Source organism: Ensifer sp. Root423 (assembly GCF_001426275.1).
Lineage (GTDB): Bacteria > Pseudomonadota > Alphaproteobacteria > Rhizobiales > Rhizobiaceae > Ensifer > Ensifer adhaerens.
The window spans coordinates 44,285-64,864 of sequence record NZ_LMEG01000015.1; the positions used below are offsets into that span (position 1 = coordinate 44,285).

The 20,580-nt window shown below is 58.7% G+C and carries 17 protein-coding genes and 1 tRNA gene; 9 read left to right on the plus strand and 9 right to left on the minus strand.

The genetic code is table 11. The annotated features are described in order from the left end of the window. Positions 1 to 106: 106 nt before the first annotated feature. Together ASD01_RS15980 and ASD01_RS15985 are read left to right on the plus strand one after the other, a co-directional pair. A complete protein-coding gene (locus tag ASD01_RS15980; protein ID WP_034791212.1) occupies positions 107 to 3,904 on the plus strand; it encodes a vitamin B12-dependent ribonucleotide reductase in 3,798 nt (1,265 codons plus the stop codon). Positions 3,905 to 4,037: 133 nt separating this feature from the next. Further along, positions 4,038 to 4,466, plus strand: coding sequence for a GNAT family N-acetyltransferase (locus ASD01_RS15985; RefSeq protein ID WP_034791210.1), 429 nt, complete (start codon positions 4,038 to 4,040; stop codon positions 4,464 to 4,466). Between the two features lie 137 nt (positions 4,467 to 4,603). Here the strand turns inward: ASD01_RS15985 and eutB are convergent, their stop codons facing one another. Both eutB and adhP read right to left on the minus strand, forming a co-directional pair. Beyond that, entirely contained in the window at positions 4,604 to 6,952 is a 2,349-nt protein-coding gene (gene eutB, locus ASD01_RS15990) for an ethanolamine ammonia-lyase subunit EutB (RefSeq protein ID WP_034791208.1), read from the minus strand. 161 nt (positions 6,953 to 7,113) lie between these two features. Beyond that, positions 7,114 to 8,139, minus strand: coding sequence for an alcohol dehydrogenase AdhP (gene adhP, locus ASD01_RS15995; protein WP_034791206.1), 1,026 nt, complete (start codon positions 8,137 to 8,139; stop codon positions 7,114 to 7,116). Between the two features lie 376 nt (positions 8,140 to 8,515). Here adhP and ASD01_RS16000 point away from each other — a divergent pair. Continuing rightward, a tRNA-Ala gene (locus ASD01_RS16000) sits at positions 8,516 to 8,591 on the plus strand. A 491-nt stretch (positions 8,592 to 9,082) separates the two neighbouring features. Here ASD01_RS16000 and ASD01_RS35595 read toward each other — a convergent pair. Further along, positions 9,083 to 9,784: a hypothetical protein gene (locus ASD01_RS35595; protein ID WP_156623654.1), complete on the minus strand. Its 702-nt coding sequence runs from the start codon at positions 9,782 to 9,784 to the stop codon at positions 9,083 to 9,085. Positions 9,785 to 10,039: 255 nt separating this feature from the next. After that, the gene (locus ASD01_RS37275; RefSeq protein ID WP_280138781.1) at positions 10,040 to 10,168 is read right to left on the minus strand and encodes a hypothetical protein; all 129 of its coding nucleotides are present in this window, start codon (positions 10,166 to 10,168) and stop codon (positions 10,040 to 10,042) included. 181 nt (positions 10,169 to 10,349) lie between these two features. Here ASD01_RS37275 and ASD01_RS16015 point away from each other — a divergent pair, with 181 nt between their 5' ends. Continuing rightward, the gene (locus ASD01_RS16015) at positions 10,350 to 11,192 is read left to right on the plus strand and encodes a hypothetical protein (RefSeq protein ID WP_060644135.1); all 843 of its coding nucleotides are present in this window, start codon (positions 10,350 to 10,352) and stop codon (positions 11,190 to 11,192) included. Positions 11,193 to 11,376: 184 nt separating this feature from the next. On the opposite strand, the gene ASD01_RS16020 is transcribed toward ASD01_RS16015, so the two are convergent. Continuing rightward, positions 11,377 to 11,604 (minus strand): hypothetical protein, encoded by a 228-nt coding sequence (locus ASD01_RS16020; protein WP_060644136.1) that lies wholly within the window; start codon positions 11,602 to 11,604, stop codon positions 11,377 to 11,379. A gap of 124 nt (positions 11,605 to 11,728) precedes the next feature. On the opposite strand from ASD01_RS16020, the gene ASD01_RS16025 reads away from it, so the two are divergent. After that, on the plus strand, positions 11,729 to 12,100 hold the full coding sequence (locus ASD01_RS16025; protein ID WP_060644137.1) for a hypothetical protein: 372 nt from the start codon (positions 11,729 to 11,731) through the stop codon (positions 12,098 to 12,100). A gap of 306 nt (positions 12,101 to 12,406) precedes the next feature. Then, positions 12,407 to 12,661 (plus strand): hypothetical protein, encoded by a 255-nt coding sequence (locus ASD01_RS35600; protein ID WP_156623655.1) that lies wholly within the window; start codon positions 12,407 to 12,409, stop codon positions 12,659 to 12,661. Positions 12,662 to 13,568: 907 nt separating this feature from the next. Here ASD01_RS35600 and ASD01_RS16035 read toward each other — a convergent pair. Next, positions 13,569 to 14,210 carry a recombinase family protein gene (locus ASD01_RS16035; protein ID WP_060644139.1) on the minus strand — a complete coding sequence of 214 codons (642 nt, stop codon included), beginning with the start codon at positions 14,208 to 14,210 and terminating at the stop codon, positions 13,569 to 13,571. A 187-nt stretch (positions 14,211 to 14,397) separates the two neighbouring features. Between ASD01_RS16035 and ASD01_RS16040 the strand changes: the two genes are divergently transcribed. After that, a complete protein-coding gene (locus tag ASD01_RS16040) occupies positions 14,398 to 14,754 on the plus strand; it encodes a hypothetical protein (protein WP_060644140.1) in 357 nt (118 codons plus the stop codon). A 211-nt stretch (positions 14,755 to 14,965) separates the two neighbouring features. Further along, on the plus strand, positions 14,966 to 16,555 hold the full coding sequence (locus ASD01_RS16045; protein ID WP_060644141.1) for a DUF262 domain-containing protein: 1,590 nt from the start codon (positions 14,966 to 14,968) through the stop codon (positions 16,553 to 16,555). A gap of 168 nt (positions 16,556 to 16,723) precedes the next feature. Here the strand turns inward: ASD01_RS16045 and ASD01_RS16050 are convergent, their stop codons facing one another. The 3 genes from ASD01_RS16050 to ASD01_RS16060 all read right to left on the minus strand — a co-directional run bounded on the left by ASD01_RS16050 (position 16,724) and on the right by ASD01_RS16060 (position 19,725). Then, positions 16,724 to 18,094, minus strand: a complete 1,371-nt coding sequence (locus ASD01_RS16050) for a DUF6538 domain-containing protein (RefSeq protein ID WP_060644142.1) — start codon at positions 18,092 to 18,094, stop codon at positions 16,724 to 16,726. 277 nt (positions 18,095 to 18,371) lie between these two features. After that, positions 18,372 to 18,974 carry a hypothetical protein gene (locus tag ASD01_RS16055; protein WP_127889043.1) on the minus strand — a complete coding sequence of 201 codons (603 nt, stop codon included), beginning with the start codon at positions 18,972 to 18,974 and terminating at the stop codon, positions 18,372 to 18,374. Positions 18,975 to 19,092: 118 nt separating this feature from the next. Beyond that, the gene (locus tag ASD01_RS16060) at positions 19,093 to 19,725 is read right to left on the minus strand and encodes a hypothetical protein (RefSeq protein ID WP_127889042.1); all 633 of its coding nucleotides are present in this window, start codon (positions 19,723 to 19,725) and stop codon (positions 19,093 to 19,095) included. Positions 19,726 to 20,048: 323 nt separating this feature from the next. On the opposite strand from ASD01_RS16060, the gene ASD01_RS16070 reads away from it, so the two are divergent. Continuing rightward, positions 20,049 to 20,345 (plus strand): hypothetical protein, encoded by a 297-nt coding sequence (locus ASD01_RS16070; RefSeq protein WP_034791202.1) that lies wholly within the window; start codon positions 20,049 to 20,051, stop codon positions 20,343 to 20,345. Positions 20,346 to 20,580: the final 235 nt, after the last annotated feature.

The window sequence follows — 20,580 nt, forward strand, 5'->3', positions numbered from 1 at the left end:
TCTCTCCAAGGACGGAAGCTGAGACTGGCTGCGGGATGCCCCTCGCGGCCGGGCGGGGACAATTGCGCCTGTGGCGGGCGCTAGGCAACACGAAGGACCAGGGACAATGAAGATCGAACGTCGTTTCACAAAAGCCGGGCAATCCGCTTATGCGGAGATCGAATTCCGCAAGGCTACGAGTGAAATCAAGAACCCCGATGGTTCGATCGTTTTCCGCCTTGCCGATATCGACGTGCCGGCTCAGTTCAGCCAGGTTGCCGCCGACATTCTCGCCCAGAAGTATTTCCGCAAGGCCGGCGTTCCCGCCAAGATGAAGCGCGTCGAGGAGAACGATGTCCCCTCCTTCCTCTGGCGCGCGGTTCCCGACACGGATGCGCTGAAGGCGCTGCCGAAGGATGAGCAGTACGGTTCCGAAACCGATGCCCGTCAGGTCTTCGATCGCCTGGCCGGCACCTGGGCCTATTGGGGCTGGAAGGGCGGCTACTTCGACACCGAGGAAGACGCTTCGGCCTTCCAGGACGAACTTGCCTACATGCTCGCCACCCAGCGCGTCGCGCCGAACTCGCCGCAATGGTTCAACACCGGCCTCCACTGGGCCTATGGCATCGACGGCCCCGGCCAGGGCCACTTCTATGTCGACCCCTTTACCGGCAAGCTGACCAAGTCCAAGTCAGCCTATGAGCATCCGCAACCGCATGCTTGCTTCATCCAGTCGGTCGGTGACGATCTCGTCAACGAAGGCGGCATCATGGATCTGTGGGTGCGTGAAGCGCGCCTGTTCAAGTACGGTTCTGGCACCGGCTCCAACTTCTCTTATCTGCGCAGCGAAGGCGAAAAGCTCTCGGGCGGCGGCAAATCCTCCGGCCTGATGTCGTTCCTGAAGATCGGCGACCGTGCTGCCGGTGCCATCAAGTCGGGCGGCACCACCCGCCGCGCCGCCAAGATGGTCGTCGTCGACATCGACCATCCGGATATCGAGGAATACATCAACTGGAAGGTCAAGGAAGAGCAGAAGGTTGCCGCCCTCGTCACCGGTTCCAAGGTCGTCGCCAAGCATCTGAAGGCGATCATGAAGGCCTGCGTCAACTGCGAAGGCACCGACGACGCCTGCTATGACCCGAAGCAGAACCCGGCGCTGAAGCGCGAGATCCGCGCGGCCAAGCAGGCGCTGGTTCCGGAAAACTACGTCCAGCGCGTTATCCAGTTCGCGAAGCAAGGCTACAAGGACCTTGAGTTCAAGACCTACGACACCGACTGGGATTCGGAAGCCTACCTCACGGTTTCGGGCCAGAACTCCAACAACTCGGTCTCGATCAAGGACGACTTCCTGCGCGCCGTCGAAGCCGATGGCGACTGGCACCTGACCGCCCGCAAGGACGGCCGCGTCATGAAGACGCTGAAGGCACGCGACCTCTGGGAATCGATTTCCTACGCCGCCTGGGCGTCGGCCGATCCGGGCCTGCACTTCAACACGACCATGAACGACTGGCACACGAGCCCCGCTGCCGGCCCGATCCGCGCATCGAACCCGTGCTCGGAGTACATGTTCCTCGACGACACCGCCTGCAACCTCGCCTCCCTGAACCTGATGATGTTCAAGGACGCGGCGACCAAGCGCATCAACATTGCAGACTACGAGCACGCCGTCCGCCTGTGGACGATCGTTCTCGAAGTCTCGGTCATGATGGCGCAGTTCCCGTCCCGCGAGATTGCCGAGCTTTCCTACGAATACCGCACGCTCGGCCTTGGCTACGCCAACATCGGCGGCCTCTTGATGTCCTCGGGCATTCCCTATGACTCGACCGAAGGCCGCGCCATCGCCGGTGCGCTGACGGCGATCATGACCGGTGTCTCCTATGCCACCTCGGCCGAGATGGCCGAAAAGCTCGGTCCGTTCCCGGGCTTTGCGCCAAACCGCGACAACATGCTGCGCGTCATCCGCAACCATCGCCGCGCCGCCTATGGCGAGACGACCGGTTACGAAGCGCTTTCGGTCAACCCGGTCGCGCTCATCCATGCCGACAATCCGGACCAGGACCTCGTCATCCACGCCATGAGCGCCTGGGACAAGGCACTGGAACTCGGCGAAAAGCACGGCTATCGCAACGCCCAGGCAACGGTTATCGCGCCGACCGGCACGATCGGCCTCGTCATGGACTGCGACACGACCGGCATCGAGCCTGACTTCGCGCTGGTCAAGTTCAAGAAGCTCGCCGGCGGCGGCTACTTCAAGATCATCAACCGCGCCGTTCCGGAAGCGCTGCGCTCTCTCGGCTACAGCGAAAGCCAGATCGCCGAAATCGAAGCTTACGCAGTCGGTCACGGCAACCTGAACCAGGCTCCGGCGATCAACCCGTCGACGCTGAAGGCCAAGGGCTTCACCGACGAGAAGGCGGAAGCCGTCAACGCCGCGCTGAAGTCCGCTTTCGACATCAAGTTCGTCTTCAACCAGTGGACGCTCGGCGCCGACTTCCTCAAGGGCACGCTGAAGGTCTCCGACGAACAGCTCGCTGCGATGGACTTCAACCTGCTCGACCACATGGGCTTCTCCAAGAAGGACATCGAAGCGGCGAACATTCACGTCTGCGGCGCGATGACACTCGAAGGTGCACCGTTCCTGAAGAACGAGCACCTGCCCGTCTTCGATTGCGCCAACCCCTGCGGCAAGATCGGCAAGCGTTATCTCTCGGTCGAAAGCCACATCCGCATGATGGCGGCCGCCCAGCCGTTCATCTCGGGCGCGATCTCCAAGACGATCAACATGCCGAACGAGGCGACCGTCGAGGACTGCAAGAACGCCTATATGCTTTCGTGGAAGCTGGCGCTGAAGGCAAACGCGCTCTACCGTGACGGCTCCAAGCTGTCGCAGCCGCTGAATGCCTCGCTGATCGAGGACGACAAGGACGAGGATGCACTGGAGGATCTGATCCAGGCGCCCGCCGCCGCCCAGGCCGTCACCATCACCGAGAAGATCGTCGAGCGCGTCATCGAGAAGGTGATCCGCGCCCGCGAAAAGCTGCCGAACCGCCGCCAGGGCTACACCCAGAAGGCCGTCGTCGGTGGTCACAAGGTGTATCTGCGCACCGGCGAATTCGGTGACGGCCGCCTCGGCGAGATCTTCATCGACATGCACAAGGAAGGGGCCGCCTTCCGTGCGATGATGAACAACTTTGCCATCGCCATCTCGCTCGGCCTGCAGTACGGCGTGCCGCTCGAAGAATATGTGGAGGCCTTCACCTTCACCAAGTTCGAGCCGGCCGGCATGGTCCAGGGCAACGACGCGATCAAGAACGCGACGTCGATCCTCGACTACGTCTTCCGCGAACTGGCGGTTTCCTATCTCGGCCGTCACGACCTCGCCCATGTCGACACGTCAGACTTCGGCAACACCGCGCTCGGCAAGGGCATTCAGGAAGGCAAGACCAACCTGATCTCGACCGGCTGGACCCGCGGCTACAAGCCGACGATCGTCGGCGGCACCGGTGACCGGGCCTCCAGCGAGCCGAAGGGCTCGTCGACGGCAGCCCCTGCCCGCGCCTCCTCTGGCGCAACCGTAACGGCGATCGCCGGAAACACGGTGCGCAAGATCGAGACGACGACGGCGATCGCAACCTCCGAAATCGTCGCCTTCAAGCGCGACTATGAAGAGCGCGCTGCTGAACTGGCAGAAGAGATCGCCGACGAAGTCGAGCAGGAAGTAACCGCCCTCTTCTCCGACAAGGCGGCCGCCGAAGCGGCATCGGCCAAGTCGGACGCCAAGAAGGTGGAAGCTGAGCGCCGCGCCCGCTCGATCATGCAGGGCTACACCGGCAACATGTGCACCGAATGCCAAAACTTCACGATGGTGCGCAACGGTACCTGCGAGAAGTGCGACACCTGCGGCGCGACGAGCGGCTGCAGCTAAGCGGCCCGTCGTCGTCGTTGATGACGACGACGACCACCATCATTGCCAACCCGAGGTTTTCCTCGGGTTGGATTTCTCTAGAGAACAAAACGAGAATTTATAGACCGAACCACCATTCGACCAAGTTCCCATCATGCTCACCCCGATCATAGACATCCTTCTCGAAGACCCCAATCGGGATGACCTCAGCGGCATCGTTGCGCCGCTGGATGCCTATAACGATGCCCATAGCGGCATGGTCGACCTGCCCGGTTTTGCCATCGTGCTTCGCGATCCGGAGACGAAAGTCGCGACGGGTGGGCTCTATGCGACGGATGGCTATGGCTGGGGCTTTATCCGTTACCTCGCGGTCCCGGATGAGTACCGCGGCCAGGGCCTTGGCCGGCGCCTTGTCGAAGAAGCGGAGAAGATCGCGCGCCAGCGCGGCTATGTCGGCCTTTGGCTCGACACCTTCGAATTCCAGGCCAGGCCCTTTTATGAAAAACTCGGCTTCGAAGTTTTCGGCGAGCTTGAAGGTGGTGATGGGGCGATTGCGCGCTACTTTCTAAAGAAGCGATTCTGACGCCGGAAAGCCACGATCCGAAGAAGCAACCGCGCTTTGGGGGCCCGAAAGCGAGAGTATGCGGCTGCCCCAACGGTATACACGGCCCGACGCTTATTCCGGACGGACGCCCTTGTTGCCCTGTAGCGCGTTTGTGGTCACCCGAATCGCCGGCTGCCGTTTACGTCCTTGCCGATGATCTCCCGGATAATGGTCAGGGTTTCCTTCGCCGCCTCCCTGGGTGCGAGTGCGGTATCGGCGACGTTGCTGACCAGCTTCGTCATATCGTGATCGATATCCTTCTCAGCCCAACGCTTGCCCTTCGCAACCGTGATGTAGACCGAGTAGGCGTGGTGCATGGTTCCGGGCCGCTCGCCGATGATGTGGAGAATTCCGCGAAACGTGTTGGGATCGGCGTCGGCAAACAGCATCTCGCCAATCCGGTAGCCGGCCCGCACTCTGCCGCTGGTGACCAGGATATTCTTGTCGCTCACCGACACGCCGGCATCGCCGAGCAGCCTGCGCATCTCCTCCAGGTAGGGCGAAAGATGGCCGTCATCCATGATGGCCTTGGCGTTCAGACCATCTGAGATGACAATCTGGCCCTTGGGCATATCGCCTTTCCAGGACGTCCTGATCGCGTCAATCGCCCTGATTGAGTCCGGGCTCAGCGTTTCACCGGTCGTCGGATGCGCGATGTAGTCGTTCCGGTCCTTGGACAGGGTGCGAACCGGAACGACGCTGGGCACTGCCGCTATGAACTCCGGCGTAAGCTCGGCCCAAAGAGAGAGTTTGGCGTCGTCATAAAGACCCCTCACTTTCGTCGCGAGCGACGGGTTGAGATCCCATATCTTCTCACCGTGGCCCGTGGCCAGGTCGACGCCTCTTGCCTCGACCTCCGTCATCATCCGCCTGCCCTCGGCGTAAACGGCGTCCTTGGAGCGCTTGTCCCCCTTGGCGAGGCGGTACTGATAATAGACCCAAAGAGGATCGCCGTATTTTGACGTGTAGCTGTTGTCCTTGCCGACAATTCCAAGGCGTTTGTAGAAATCCCACATCGCATCGTTGACCTTGAAGCCGAACTTATCCCTCACGCGTACGTGGTCCTGGAATGCGGTCGTGAGATAGCTCAACATCGGGTCGTTCTTGGTCGGCAGAGCAATCAGATAGGCCGGATTGGCCGGCATGATCTGATCCTGGCACCAATCCAGATCGTCCAGGCTGACGGTCATGTGCAGGGTCGTGCATATATCGAGACCGATGGTCAGCCCATGGAGCTTGCCCATGACCATGTCCTCGAGGCAGCACCGAACGAGTTGTTCTCGGCTCTTGAAGACCTCCGGCCCAATGAAGCCGGCGACGTCGTTGACATGCAGCCATGCGCCTTTCGGCTGCACTTTCGCAAGCTCCATGCCGACAGCCCGGCTGAACCCGTACTTCCGGGACTCAAGCACCATCATGTCGACGCCGTTTGCCGCGCCGTTGGTGAATTCCGAGCCCTGTCCGGTTTCGAAGTAAAGGCCGTACCGCTCCCCTGCCTTGGCGCGCGCATATTTCAGGATCTTCTCATTGGTGATGTCGAAGATCTTGTTGCAATCATCCGTACCGGCAAGGCTCTGGAACACGGTGGAAACTGTGCCGGGGAAGTCTTCGCTTACCTCACCTTGGACGTCGATGTGAGCGAGCACGCACCACGGAATGACGTCGACCAGCTTGAACGTATCCGCGATGTCCTTGAGCGCCCGCTCCACCGTGACGACGCTGTCGACGGTGCTGTCCACCGGGTTGGTGCCGATGACGATGTCGCCGGTCGCATAGGAAAACGCATCGAAGACCTGCCACATGATGTCGTCGGGGTGGTCGGTCGGCGAATTCGGCTGGATACGTGCGCCCATGTATCCCTTGGCCCCCAACTTGGTGCCGGGCATGACATTGAAAATCTTCTGGCTGACGGCGATCAACTCTTCATTGCTCATCAGCTTCGGCACGCAGCCGATGGTATCGCTGGTCAGGCCATGCATGACGCCTTTGATCTCATCTTCCGATTTGGTCAGAAGAAATTCCTTCAGCTGGCCCATCGTCCAGTCTTTCAGCTTTTCTTGTTGAGCCCTGTCGGTGGTCTGCCAAATCAGTCGTTGCAGATCGTCCTCAAACAGCGGGTGCTGATCGAGGTCTGCGATCTTCGTTCTTGCCAGGAGGGCTCGGGCGTTCGTTCGGGACGTATCATTTTCCGCAGCCACAGCGATCGTCTGGTCTCCTTCCTTGAACGCATTCGCGCATCCCAGAACTTGCCGATAGGTCGTCTCGTCAAAGCCGCCCTTGATCCTGCTGATATAGGCAAAGATGTCCTCATCCTGCTTCACGTCGTCGATCACGAGGTTGCTTGGGCCTGGCGCGGCACGGGCAGCATGACTGTAGGCTGTAAGCGTGGCCGCCGCAGTTCCCGCCACCAGCAGGAGATCGCGCCTGGACAGTGCATGCTGGTCTGAGAACATGCCTTTGCTCATTGCCATTTCCTTTCTGCAAAAGGTCTATCGGCATCTCGCCCGACGGCCCTCTGGTGACCGGCGATCTAAGGAAGGCGCATAAGAGTAAATGCTCGACACGTGTCCCTTGGGCATCGACACGGACCCGGCGAGCCTCGACCAGCCGGGCCTGTCAAAGTCGATTACTGCAGGCTCATCACGATGCGACCGTCGATCTTCCCGGCTTCCATGCGGCGGAAGATCTCATTGATATTCTCGAGGCTATCCCACGAAAAATGCGGCGCGACTTTGCCTTCAGCGGCGAACTGGAGCGACTCTTCCAGGTCCTGGCGGGTGCCGACGATCGATCCACGCACGGTGATGCGCTTAAGAACAGTCTCAAAGACCGGCACCGAGATCATACCTGGGGGCAGGCCGACGAGCGCCATGGTGCCGCGCGAACGCAGGAAACCGAACGCCTGTTCCATCGCAGCGGGCGAGACTGCAGTCACAAGCGCTCCATGCACGCCGCCGGTGGCCTTGATCACCTGCTCGACCGCATCCTTGGCCTTGCCGTTGACTGTCAGGTCGGCGCCCAATTGCTTTGCAAGTGCCAGCTTGTCGTCGAAGATGTCCGCCGCGACGACATGCATGCCCATCGCCTTTGCGTACTGCACGGCCATGTGGCCAAGCCCCCCGATGCCGGAGATGGCAACCCATTCACCGGGACGGACTTCCGTTTCCTTCAACCCCTTGTAAACGGTGACCCCGGCACACAGAACCGGCGCGGCAGGACCGAACTCCAGCCCATTGGGCAGGCTGCCGACGAAATCAGGATCCGCCAGGCCATATTCGGCGAACGTCCCGTTGACCGAGTATCCCGTGTTCGACTGGGCCGCACACAGCGTCTCCCAACCGGTGCGGCAATGCGGACAGTAGCCGCAGGCGCTGTGAAGCCAGGGAACGCCGACCCTGTCGCCCTCTTTCACTCTTTTGACACCGGCGCCGACCGCCGAGACATAGCCGACCCCCTCGTGCCCGGGAATGAACGGTGGGCTGGGCTTCACCGGCCAGTCGCCATTTGCAGCATGGAGATCGGTATGGCAAACGCCCGTTGCTTCGTATTTCACCAGGATCTGTCCCGGCTGCGGCGTGGGCACTGCCACTTCCTCGATCGTCAGGGGCGCGCCGAATTGCCGAACGACGGCTGCCTTCATCGCCTGAGCCATTTGCCAATCCTCCTCCAATCGCCGGGCCACGGAGAGGTTTCTTTGGGAACAGTGGGGCGGCAGGGGCCTATCTCACATACGAAAATCGTGTAATTGGCTCGAGCATCATGGCGCTCACAGCCAGTGCCCGGACGTCATTTCCTGCTTGGCGTATACCGCCAACACTTCAACGCGGTTCACGTAGCGCCATCGTCAGGTTGCAGCGTAAACCCGCCGGCAGAGTTCGACAATGGGTGGAGTGCAGAAGCGGTTCAGAGACCGACCGCCTTCGGCGCCCGGCCGGATCGAACAACGCATATCGTGCAACGGCGTTCGAGCGGGCGCGCTGGCGCGCGTATTGACAGGATCGGCGCCGGTCGTGTTGACTGAATGCTACGGGGCCGTAGCTCAGTTGGGAGAGCGCCGCAATCGCACTGCGGAGGTCGAGGGTTCGACTCCCTTCGGCTCCACCACTGCTTCTTGCATGTATAATTTTATAGCAAATTCAATGTATTGCTATCGACATCTGAAAAGTGAGTACCCAAGAAAGTACCCACAGTGAGTACCCAAAACCGCGAACGATAGCAGCCCGTTAGACGCGGTCAGACAGGCGTCGTTGACGCGAGAGGCAAACCGGGCTGCGCCGAGGTTGTTCATGCCGATCTCTGACACTGGAAGTCAGCGGTGTGGTTAATCATTCTGTCCTTTGCGAAGATGCGCTCGGTCAGCGCCTTGCCTCCCTGCGCTACGATGTGGCCACCATCCCACACCAAGTAATCCCTGTGACGCGGGCGCCGGGTGAGCCGGGTGGTGCGAGGGTCCTTGATGACGAGGATTTCCCGGGGGGATCTAAAGTTCGCTCGAATACGCTCCAGTTGATCGTCATGGTTAGGACCCGCGGCTGTGAATTGCGTATAATCGAAAAACTTTCTTTTATTATTTCCACTAAATGTAATATCTTGAATCAGTGTTTAACTATAGAAGGCTCACTGATTTGGTCGAAATAGACAGCGGTTTCATCGGCGATTTTAAGCTTGGAGATAACATCAATCGAAATCTCTCTCTTCTCGCCGCGCTCTATATCGCACGCGAGCAGACGGCAAACGGCAGTCATCGCCGAGCGCTCTGCAAACCGATCTGCGTAACGTCGATATCTATTATTGAAGCCTTGCTTCACGACCTTCATTTCAAGGCGAGAACATTCACGCGGGAGGGGGTCCCGGGCTTGGTGAATTCTGTCGCGGAGTACATCCGCTCTAAGAAGCTTGACAAAATGGACCATTTGCTTACGAGCGCGAAGAAGCATGACCTTTTGAATGCTGATGAGGCTTTCTACGAAGAACTTGATTACTTGAGACTGGTTCGGAACCGCGTCCACATTCAAAACCACCCTCCAAAATTGGACCGTGATGAACATAATGTCTTCACGAACGAGGCCGTGATCCGGGCCGAGAAGGCGTTGGAGCGCGTTATGCGGACGATGTCTAAAGCACACCGTAGGCCGAACCACTGCGCCAATCATGTGTCCCCCTTCCAGCTCCCTTGGGAACCTCACTACGACGCTGACACATTCCAGCCGGTGAGAACAAGCACCGCAGCTTGATATAGGATTATCTTCCTCCCGGGATGGCTTGTTCCTGTCTTTCTCCGCATCCTTACGGATCATCGCGATCTCGATAGACACTCTCGGCAAGGCCGGTCTTCTGAACATGTTCGTGGTCGCGGAGTGCTGCCCTTGTAAGAAACAGGCGACCTTCGCAGCGTCGGACCTATGTCGGGTCTATGGGTTCGACCGCCATCCCCGAAAGCTGCGCTTCAAATGCGAGAGCTGCGACACTTACGAGTGCCGGATCATGATGGCCTTCCCCGACTTCGACAGGAAGCCGGACAAGGTCGTTTGGAAGCCGGTGAAGGTGAAAGGTTAGTTCGTCGGGACGGCTGCGGTCGGGGCGACCAGCGGGTTCGGAACCGTAGCCGGAACCCGCGGCCGCAACTCGTCCTTCTTCTCCGTGATGTCCTCGACGGCGTCAGAGGCGAACCAGCCCATCATGAACGCCGGGAGCTAGGACTGCGATGACCCGGGCCGCAGCGGGAGTAAGGGGTTGGAACGAGGGTCGGCTTTTCTAAGTATGACTGTGAGTTCACCCTCAGGCTTGAACTCGCTGCATTTTGGGGTCGAATTGGCTCTCCTCCACATTGATATTTCGATTAAGAAATGCTGACTTCTGAGCATGGATGACGAAGAGTACAACCGAAGACGCCACATCACCTTCTCACAAGCAGAAGGCATCGATCCGTTGCCAAGTCAGCTTAGACTTGGGGAACTGTCTGCGGCCGCCAAGGCCAGACTATGGGCTATCTTTCACGGACAGATTGACCGCAGTACCACGGACTACGGCCGCCGGGTTGGCGATCCAGTATTGTCCATCGCGAGAAGGCACTGGGTTCAAGCTCAACACCGCATGGTTGACGAGTTTGACTATCGTACTTCGAGCGTGACTGAGAATTGGAAAGCGTACTTTCACCGAGATACGCGATACGATATCTGCTTGGGATTCGTGCAGTGGATGCTGAGAGCATTCAAGAGCAATCAATTGGGGCAATCTGTCACCAACGCGTTGGCGGATACACACGTCGCTTATCGCGTCATCAACGGCGACACCATAATGCCAGTCGCTTCACAACAAGAAGCTGAGATCGTCAAGGTGGCTGTCGAGACCGCTGATAGGGCTCGGTTGCCAGCGGCAAGGCAGCACTTACTCGACGCAGCCGCAGAGCTCTCCAGCGGAAACTATGCGAACAGCGTCAGGGAAAGTATGAGCGCGGTCGAATCTGTGGCCTTCACGAGCACTGGCGAGACAAGCTTCGCAAAGGCGATCGGGGTTATGGACGCGAGGCGGCCTATGAACGGAGCTTTCAAGATCGCTATCAACCGGCTCTATGACTACACTTCTCAGGAGCCGGGTATCAGGCACGCCAAACAGGAACATGCCACCGCCGATGTCGAGGAACGCGAAGCGATATTTATGCTTGGCGTGTGCGCATCCTTCGTTTCATACGTTCTGGCTGAGTAGCTCAGAGACCTACGACCTCGGCCTTCTGCTTGGCATCCCTGACCTCGGCCCATGCTCGGGCCGCTTCTGCAGGGTTGCCGAACTGCGGGAGAACTTCGCGATCAGCCTCGGTCAATCCCAGCTGGGCCACGGTGGTAGGCAATGTAGACCTCGATCACGACCTTGCGGACAGCAAGGCTTTCGGTTAGGACAGGGGGCAGAGCAGAAGCGCCTGTTCCGCGTTGAGGTAGCACACCTTCGAGGGCCGACCGACCTTTCCAGCATTTGGGGTCGTCTCCCCCAAATCCCCGAAGCCAAGGAGTTCCTCCATATTCGACTTGATCAGGTCGTCGCGGATGTTGCGCGGGGTCTTCATCCCCAGCCGCTCGGCGAGGTCAGTGTCGAGGATGCGCTGCGCGTCGTTGGTCGTCATCAGTCCCTCCTTAGTTCGAACGGGCCCGCCGTGGTCGGCGCCAAACCTTTCGTCGGGGCCTCAGATCATTGCAACTCCAAGACGCCTACCTACATAGGTTGTCCCGCCTTCGAAGGAACGACTTATGCTCACAGCTCAGGAAATCGATAACGCAAAGAAATCCACCGTTTACAGCGGTGATGCTCATCACGAACACGACGACTGCATTCGAATTGCATTCGAGTGGCTGGACGCTCAGACGAAGATCGGCTCCCCCACCAGCAAGACACGACCGTTGAAGCACATCATCGAGAAATGGGGCGGCAGATACGTGTCTCAGTCGGACGTCGAGGTAGCCGCTCATATCCATCCTGAGATATTTGGACGGTACCCCCACTACAACATCGGAGCGAAACTGGTTCAGCCCTTATTCTCACGGCTCGATGGGGTTTCCGAGGTCAACACGCAGTCCCAACGGGAACGCTTCGACCCCGACACATACCAGCTCAAAGAATGAGGGGTAAGAGGTGCCCTGCGAGCGCAAAAGACACCGATGCGGACGCCCGGGGCCAAAACAAACTGATCCAACGGCAGGAGTGTCCCGGCAGGGAGGCCAGCGGGTTACCGCCGGTCCCCGCCAAGGAAGCGCTTTCAAGGTCTTCCGGCTTACCGGTGCTGTCCGAGGGCGCTAACCCCTCAGGAATGCCCCTACCACGTCCGGATATGGCCGATATTTCTGGACCCGCACCGACTTCGTTTCACTCTCGACACAATCGAGGTTAGCCCAAGTCTTCAACGCCCGATCTCGCTGGAAGACGGGAATGTGTCCGTCGCTGTCGAGGACCTTGCGGATGACGTGGACCTTCCCGCTCGGGTCGTGCCCAAGGTCAACGAGCTTCCGGCACAACGGGCAGATTGGGCCTCGGGTGGTGCTGCGGTTTCGACTGGAGGTGAGATCGACCGTGAGGCCGCTTTCGACGTGACGGGCTGCAAACGAGCCGATCAGTTCAACGGTGTGCATGGCGGTGATGACCGCAGGGTTCAATGCAGGATACCTTTCCTGTTGGTGATGATGTGATGATGAAGGGCGCACCGCGTCCAGCCGCAGCACTCAGACCGACGATCTTTCTGACGCGGAAGGCGATTTACGACCGCTGTCTCGCTGGGCGTTAGCACCGGATGCGAACCGGAGCCTTATCACGGATCGCCCTGGGTGAAGACGACAGCGTAGCTCCGGTAGACCTCAAGCGGACTACTGGTCAGGAGGGGATCGCTGATCCTCCTCATTACGGATCAGACCTCGGTGTGAGCGATGGAATGCTCTTGCGTGGATGCCACGGTGGATCACCTGCGAGAGGGAGCCTCAGGACGGCCCATGACGGTGCCGCAGGTTTGGACCGTGGCTAACTGCGGTGGGGCTCTGGTGATGGGAAGGAGAGGTGATGGCACCCTCCTCCTTTCGAGGGAGCTATGGTCAGGACCCTCAGTGCATCTGGGTGGATACCTAAGCTATAACTATAGATGAACCCCCGGCCCACCTACTGTTGTCCCTATTGCCCGGAGCGCTGTTGTCGGGCTTCCCGGCGCTCCTCGAAGTCTGCCCCGTCTATCTCGACAATCTCCATCCGGTCGGCATCGGGTGGCACGTTTGACCGAGCAATACGCTTGGCGCGGCACAATCGTTTCGAACGGAAGACCGACTGACGGCCTCCACTCACGGTCTCGTCCCCGTCGAAGTATGTCACCGCGAAGTAGCGGACTGGTCGTGATTGCGTGGCATTGCGGGTCGGTGTCATAGCGGCGAAATCCTTTGGTGAGGTCGGCGGGACGTGTGAGGTGCAAATCGAAATGAAATGCTCCTGTTGCCCCTATGGGACCTCGCCTCATGACGCCGTACGGAGCACCTGAGCGCGTTCTGCGGTTCCGGCTGGGGTAGTTGCAGGAAGACGCCCAATGAACTGAAACGCCACCACCGCACCGTCAGGTCAGCTTTTCGTCGGCTCGGCGACCACGGCCCCAGCCCTAACCCGCTGCAAGAGACGGGACAGGGTGGACCTTGAGCAACCGGTTGCCGCAATGATGCTGGCCCAACTTTGGCCGTTCGCGAGCATCGTCATGATGGCCGCATTGCGCTCGCTATCCTCTGGTCTACCCTTGTAGGTACCATCGGCCTTGGCTTTGGCAATTCCCTGCGCTTGCCGCCTTCTGCGATCCTCGTAGTCCTTCCGAGCAATTGCCGCTAACATGTCGAGCATCATGCCGTTGATCGCGTCGAGCATCCTGCCCGTGAAGTCGTCGCCAGAGTTGGCCAGTTGGTAGGAGGTCGGGAGGTCCAGCGCCACAACGCGAACCCGCTTTGCAGCTATCTCGGTCTTGAGCTTCGACCAGTCCTCGGCATTAAGGCGGCTCAGGCGATCCACCTGCTCAACCAAGAGAATGTCGCCGGGATGGCAGTCCGACAGTAGCCGGAATAGCTCAGGGCGGGCCAAGGAAGCGCCGCTCTCGTTCTCCACATACCAAGAGACGATCTTCAACCCGCGCTCACCTGCGAACCGCTGGAGGTCATCTCTGGCGCGGCTCGCGTCCTGCTCTTTGGTGCTGGCACGGAGATAGGCACGAAAATGCATCGGGAACCTCTAAGTTCGATTTAGGTGGTTCGTTTATCACCGGTTCCCTTTGGGTTGTCAATCGGCATTTATCGAACCGCCTTTGCACCGGTTCTCTTGAAGCACACCCAAATCGAGCTGGCTCCCAACAGGCATTGCGAACAGATGCGAAAGCGATAACCTGGGCCCTCAGTTCAAGGGGGAAGGAATGAACAGCGTCTTAGTTGTTGCGGTCAGTGCCGGGTGTTTGTTTCTGGCGACCGCAAGTGGTGTCTTCGCTTACTGTTCGGAGCCGTCGACTACAATCTCGCTACCCGACGCGCCCGGGTCTTTCTCGAAGCCTGATGTTCCCCACTGCCTGTCTGACTTCCGCTACTCTGGAGGGCACACCTGTTCGGATTGGGAAATCTCCAGCTACCAAGATGAGGTCGACAGCTACATCAGGAAGCTCAACAACTACGTTAGCGAAGCGGCGGACGCTGCAAAGGAAGCGGCAGACTTCGCAAGCGAAGCTGAGCAATATGCCCGATGTGAGGCTGAAGAGGTTGCCACCCAACACAAGTAGCCCCCCGATCTGGGATCACCTGCCCCCAGCCGGGGGGGGGGAAACTTTGTGATCTCACGATCTGAATGGGGCTCTCAAATATTTGCGTTGAAAATTCCGGGCAGCTTGAAGAAAGAGCTATCCGAATCCTGCGCCATCGTGCTTTCTGGATCAACCCAGAGTAGGCTCCGTTCAGCACGGCAAGCCTTCAAGTTAGCATAAGGACATGTAAATGGTGGCGCACGTAAGGGGCAGACTGACGACTGACCCTCTGAACTTCGAAGACATCATCGCTGATATTCGAAAAGGCGAGATCAAGATTCCGAAATTCCAACGTCCGTTCGTGTGGAAAGAGGACCAAGCGATCAAGTTGGTCGACAGCATTGCTCGGGGTTATCCTGTGGGGAGCGTCTTGCTCTGGAGAACTGCTGACAAGCTCAATTCCGAAAGAGAGCTCGGGACGTTTCAGCTACCGCAGACGGATGAGATGACGCCAACCAAGTATGTCTTGGATGGGCAACAGCGAATCACTGTGGTCTACTCATCGTTTGGTGCCGCCCCGACAGACCCGGGTTTCAAGCCCGTATACGATTTGCGCAACGAGACGTTTCACGTAGGCACCGACGCACTGCAAATTCATCACTTCCCTCTTCGCTACGTTTACAGGACGACAGACCTTCTCAATTTCCGAACCGCCCTTCAGACACTTGATGATCGAGAGGTCCTGCAGGAGCGACTTGATGCGTTGATCGGGGCAATTACCGGCTATCGCATTCCAGTCGTGGAATTGCGCGACCTTACCGTTGAAGAGGTCTGCCCAATCTTTGAAAGGATCAACAGTTCGGGGACACGACTGTCCACCTTCGACTTAATCGCTGCGGCAACTTGGTCAAAGACATTTGATTTGGCCGCCCACGCGGAAGGAATAGCCAGCGAGCTCGCCCCAAAGGGGTTCGATGGGATTTCGAACGAAACGATCCTCAAGTGTATCTCTGTTGTCCTGATTGAAAGCGTGAAAAAGGAGGACGTTCTCCGCATTCGAGAGCTCGGGGAGCAGAGAATATCTGATGCTACAAATCGGACGAAGGAGGCTCTCCGCAAGGCGATTGACCTACTTCAGAAAGAGTTCTCGATCCAAGCCATGTCATTTCTGCCCTACGAGGCTCACATGATTTGCCTTACGAAGGTGTTCAGTGAGGTCAAATCTCTCGAAGCGGCCCAATTGAAGCGGTTACGGCAGTGGTTCTGGCTAACTTCGTTCTCAGAACATTTCAGGGGTGCATCGGAAGCGTTTGTCACTTCGTCCAGCAGGGAGGCTGTAAACTGGATCGTAAAGGGTGAAGGGGAGTGTGCCAGGTTCGGGAGAGCGCCCACCGCCGCAAACCTAATTGACACCAAGTTTCACTTCCGCGCCGCCGTGGTGAAGGCTTACGTGATTGCGCTGGCCAAAGCCAAGCCCCGAAACATCACGAATGGCGCGACGGTGGACTTGGTGGAGTGCCTTTCGTCGTACAACGCTAAGCAGTTCCATCATATTTTCCCCCAAGCGTGGCTCAAGCGGGAGAATAAGAAGAACATCGATTCACTGGCGAACATCTGTATGCTGGCAGCCGCAGAGAATCTCGCAGTCTCAGATACGCCAGCGACGGAGTATATCCCGAAAGCGATTGCAGGGCACGGTGTGGACGTCGACGATGTGTTCTTTGCAAACCTGATGCCGTCGACTACCGAGCTCGACTACTCCGCCGTCGACTATGAGACCTTCCTGAAAAAAAGAGGTGAGAAGATCGCCACGCACATCGGGAAGCTCTGCGAAGGCTAACTCAAGTTCGCCTGACACGTTCGAAGTACATATCACACCGGGGTGGCAGAGTGGGTCCACCCCGGAGTTGACTGTATTTTGCTTCTGAGACATCAGTTGCCCACAGTCACATACCTGACCCGGACTTGGACCGCCGCCGCTATGACGGATGCTCGCTGGGGCGAATGATTAAATCGGCAGCTTCACGGCCTCGACACACTGACGGGCCTGTTCCAAGAGCGGTCCAGCGGAATAGAGCCCAAGCGTGATACCGCTCCGCTTCTGGCCGACGACTGCGGCAATGATACTTTCAGGCTGTCCCGCCTGTTCCGCCTTCGTGATGAACCAGCGGCGGAACGAGTGGAAGTTGACGAGGCTGCGGCGCTTCCCTTCCCTCTGATCGTCGACACCAACGTCTCGCCGGTAATCGGTGAACTGGTTCGATGTCTTGAATGAGCGCTCACGCAGCGAGCCGGGTTTCTTCGGCCCCGGCCATTCGGGGAAGATGTCGTCCATGTCTTGTTTGCCTTCAGACCTCCGAGCGATGATCGCTGCCAAATCAGGATGGATCGGACAAAGGCGCGACCCGGGTTCCTTCTTCTGAGGCTTGAAAGTGAAGGTGTCGTTCTGGCAGTCTTTCACCTTGAGGCAAACGATGGCGTCCAATCTTGCGCCCGTGAGCGCCCCTATTCGCATAACGTCGTGCATAGCTTGGGTGGCCGGCCCCATCAGCAGCTTCCGCATCTCCTCGTTCGTGAACGGTCGTTCCTTGTCATCCGTTATCTGTAGTGGCTTCTTGAACCTGCGGCCCTGCCAGATGTTGGTGTCCACCACATGCCGCCTTTCGAGCCAGCCCCAGTACACGGAAAGACGACCGATGTACTTGTTCAGTGTCGCAGGGTCTGTCTTGCCGACGAGACCGGGAAGGTCGTCACAGAACCGGACCGCTTCCCGTTTTGAGATGGCCTGAAGGTAAGGGGGCACACCATTCGCCTTGCACCAGTCCTTCAGATACTTGATGGCTCGTTTGTCGTCGGCGGCAGTTCGGGCCTTCACCTGAGACATCGACATGTACTTCGCATGTTCGAAATCGACAGGAGTCCTCTTGCCCTTTGCAACAGCGAGAAACTCCATCGCAAGGGCATCGCGTTCCGGTTCATGGATCGGGTGACCGTTATCGCCAACTTCGACCGGATCGCCAGCCAATGCTTCGGCATAGTCCTCAATCGCGTCATCGACCCGTCCGCGCTGCTCGGTGCCGAAGGCCACCACTCGCTGTTGAGAGAGCCGCCGCGCTTCCTCCATGGCTTTCACCCGGGCGCTGGCAAGAGCTGCTTCCTTCGAGACATTCGGACGCCTCGCTTGATCGATGGTCGCTCTAAACTCTGCCACAACGTCCCACTTCAGGCGGTTGGCCTCGCTGAGGCTATCCGTCCCCAAAGACCGCTTCAGTTTCGTCCCGAGCTTTCCCTGGAGTTGCCTCGGCACGTTGAAGACCACCCGCCACTTGCTGCCGTGTACTTCGAGATATCTGGTATCGGCTGACGATGGGGCTGGCATGAAATCCTCGGTGAGTACCCAAAAAAGTACCCAGACTTAGTCCCAAAGACTGTTGAAATTCAACAACAATTTGAAAAGAAACGAGAAAAGAGGTGGAAAGGTTGCCCTCCCTTCGGCTCCACCAAAACGATCAGAAGGTGCCCGGTTGCCGAGGTATCGGAACAGCGGCTGATTTGTCATCAGCAGATCGCCAGTTCGAGTCTCTCTGGGGACACCGCCATGCTAAGCCACCGTCCGGCCTTCGCGAAACGCTGCCCGATCCCGTGGCCACCTGCTTTCAGAGGCTGAACGGATCCCGCGCCGAGCGCTTCTCGCTCGGTGCATTGAACGGGTCGGCTTTCTTCTCCTTGGACTTGCGGCCCTCGTCGGCGATAATCTCGTCGACCGCCCGCTGGCACTTCATCAGCTCGTCGGCCGCCGGGCCGGTGCCGCGCAGGCTGAGATTTGCGATGACGCGATCTTCAAACGCGATGGCCAAGGCCCGCTTGCGCACGAAGCCCGTCAGGAACTCGGCGTCGGTGACGTTCACGAACAGAAACTTTCCGCTCGCATCACCGGCAGCGGTCGCCGAAGCGCTCCAGGGATCGGTCTTGTCGAAGCGGAAGGTCAGGTCGTACTCTTTGCCGACCTCAAGCGACCTCCAGTCGTCGCTGGCGAAGCTCATATAGAGCGGCGACTCGGAGCCCTTGGGATAGAACCCAAGGCGCAAGGTGACCCCGCCGTCGAATACCGATGAGATGAAGCAGGAGCCCTCCATCGAGGTGTCGGAAGCAACGGTCCAGCCGTCGACATCCTTCCACTTGATGATTTCGGACTCCTCAGCCGCGGCCGATCCCGCGGCGATCAGACAGCTTACCAATCCGACCAGCAATCTACGCATGCAAAACCCCCGTTTGCCCGCATTTTGATAGGTCCCCCCGTCACTGTCGAGGGTACCTAGCCGATCCCAGGCAATATTTTAGGAATATTCACCTCTCTGCGGCAAGCGGACGCGCCCATCACATGGCGAAAGGATCTTTCGACGACTTGGTCTGGCCGCCGCCGGCAAAGGGATCGTTGTTCGGCGCATTGCCACCGGCACCCGCAAAGGGATCGTTCGCCGCTCCCTGACCGCCATTCGGGATCAAGGCGCTCACCGCCTCCTGGCACTTGAACATCTCGCTTACCGCCTTCATCGAATCACGCAGGCTGAGGCTCGCGACGACGCGCCCCTCGAAGGCCAGCGCCAAGGTGTTCTTGCGAACGAATTCGGTAAAGAAGTCGGTGTTGGAAAAGTTGACGACAAGGGCCCTGGCGCCGGTCAGATCAACACCGAACGCAACGGCCGGCCACTGACGACCACGGTCGAGCTGCAAGGCAACATCGTATTCCCGCTGCGGCTCGATGGACTTCCATTCGGCATTGCCGATCGAAAGAAACGCCAGGTTCGTCGATCCCCGCGGATAAAAGCCGATACGAAGGATAGCGCCGGCGTCATAGCTCGTCGCCGCGTAACACGAGCCGCCCAGGGAGCGATCGGATCCCACCGTCCAGGCGTTGATCCGTTTCCAGATATTCGAACGCCCTTCTTCGGCAGACGCCGCTCCAGCCGTGAGCAACAGGCCGAGCACCACCAACGACAATCTATGCATGCAACCACCCCACTTTCCACGCAAAGTTATCTTTTTTTAGAGGCCTGTCGAGACGGTGAAGGCCCTTCCCCGCAGGGATTTTTGCGCGCCCCAGGCCCGATGCGAAAGCTGGCAGCTCCGATGCATTCTCCGCGCCGGTCCATGAAGAACGGCCGAGACGAGGTTGAGATCGAGCGGCTGGCGCAAATCAGCCACAGCCTGCGGGCAAAGAGCTGTTGAACATGGCAGAGTGATCGCCATGCTTGCTGGACTTCGGAACGAAAGCGCGGTTCACATCGTTTACCAACCCGTAGTCCCACCCCTTCATCAAGTGGACGATCACCGTGCTTGCCGCCCTGCTTCTCGCTTCGATAGTCGCATCGCCCAATATGCCTGACGTCAAGCTCAGTGCCGCGACGGTGGATGAACTCCAGACCGATTTCGAACGGGCCGTGCCGTGCCATCAGATCGATGGACGCAATGTTTGGAAGGGCGCGCTCGCCTTCTACATCCAGTCCTTCGTTTATGACGGCGATACGCCCGTTGCGACCGATGCGGCCGACGCAGTGCTTCCGGAAGACAACAGCGCCGAAACGGTGAAGGAGTTCGAAGACGCCTGCTCGGCCTCGCAAGCGACTTAAGTCTCTCCGCGAAGAGAGCCGCGATTCGTTCGAATCACGCGCGCGATTGACCTGCCCGGCGCTGTTTTGGGACGCAACCGTCGCCGAAAACCGCCCCGCTCCCGCAAAAGTGACCAATCGCCCCCCACAGAAGCAGCCAATTGCCTGAATTCACGGAATTTTAGGCACTTGCGGAACACATATGGAACAGATAGTGTCTGTTCTTGATTTGTTTCACGCCTCTGGAGCGACGTGC

Excerpts from the sequence above, each read along its gene's own strand:
- ASD01_RS16020 (WP_060644136.1), bottom strand. The coding sequence starts at position 11,604 with ATGACGACCAACGACGCGCAGCGCATCCTCGACACTGACCTCGCCGAG.
- ASD01_RS16045 (WP_060644141.1), top strand. The coding sequence starts at position 14,966 with ATGGTGGCGCACGTAAGGGGCAGACTGACGACTGACCCTCTGAACTTC.
- ASD01_RS16040 (WP_060644140.1), top strand. The coding sequence starts at position 14,398 with ATGAACAGCGTCTTAGTTGTTGCGGTCAGTGCCGGGTGTTTGTTTCTG.
- ASD01_RS16015 (WP_060644135.1), top strand. The coding sequence starts at position 10,350 with ATGGATGACGAAGAGTACAACCGAAGACGCCACATCACCTTCTCACAA.
- ASD01_RS16060 (WP_127889042.1), bottom strand. The coding sequence starts at position 19,725 with ATGCATAGATTGTCGTTGGTGGTGCTCGGCCTGTTGCTCACGGCTGGA.
- ASD01_RS16025 (WP_060644137.1), top strand. The coding sequence starts at position 11,729 with ATGCTCACAGCTCAGGAAATCGATAACGCAAAGAAATCCACCGTTTAC.
- ASD01_RS37275 (WP_280138781.1), bottom strand. The coding sequence starts at position 10,168 with ATGATGGGCTGGTTCGCCTCTGACGCCGTCGAGGACATCACGGAGAAG.
- ASD01_RS15980 (WP_034791212.1), top strand. The coding sequence starts at position 107 with ATGAAGATCGAACGTCGTTTCACAAAAGCCGGGCAATCCGCTTATGCG.
- ASD01_RS16035 (WP_060644139.1), bottom strand. The coding sequence starts at position 14,210 with ATGCATTTTCGTGCCTATCTCCGTGCCAGCACCAAAGAGCAGGACGCG.
- adhP (WP_034791206.1), bottom strand. The coding sequence starts at position 8,139 with ATGGCTCAGGCGATGAAGGCAGCCGTCGTTCGGCAATTCGGCGCGCCC.
- ASD01_RS16050 (WP_060644142.1), bottom strand. The coding sequence starts at position 18,094 with ATGCCAGCCCCATCGTCAGCCGATACCAGATATCTCGAAGTACACGGC.
- ASD01_RS16055 (WP_127889043.1), bottom strand. The coding sequence starts at position 18,974 with ATGCGTAGATTGCTGGTCGGATTGGTAAGCTGTCTGATCGCCGCGGGA.
- ASD01_RS35595 (WP_156623654.1), bottom strand. The coding sequence starts at position 9,784 with ATGATCCGTAAGGATGCGGAGAAAGACAGGAACAAGCCATCCCGGGAG.
- eutB (WP_034791208.1), bottom strand. The coding sequence starts at position 6,952 with ATGAGCAAAGGCATGTTCTCAGACCAGCATGCACTGTCCAGGCGCGAT.
- ASD01_RS15985 (WP_034791210.1), top strand. The coding sequence starts at position 4,038 with ATGCTCACCCCGATCATAGACATCCTTCTCGAAGACCCCAATCGGGAT.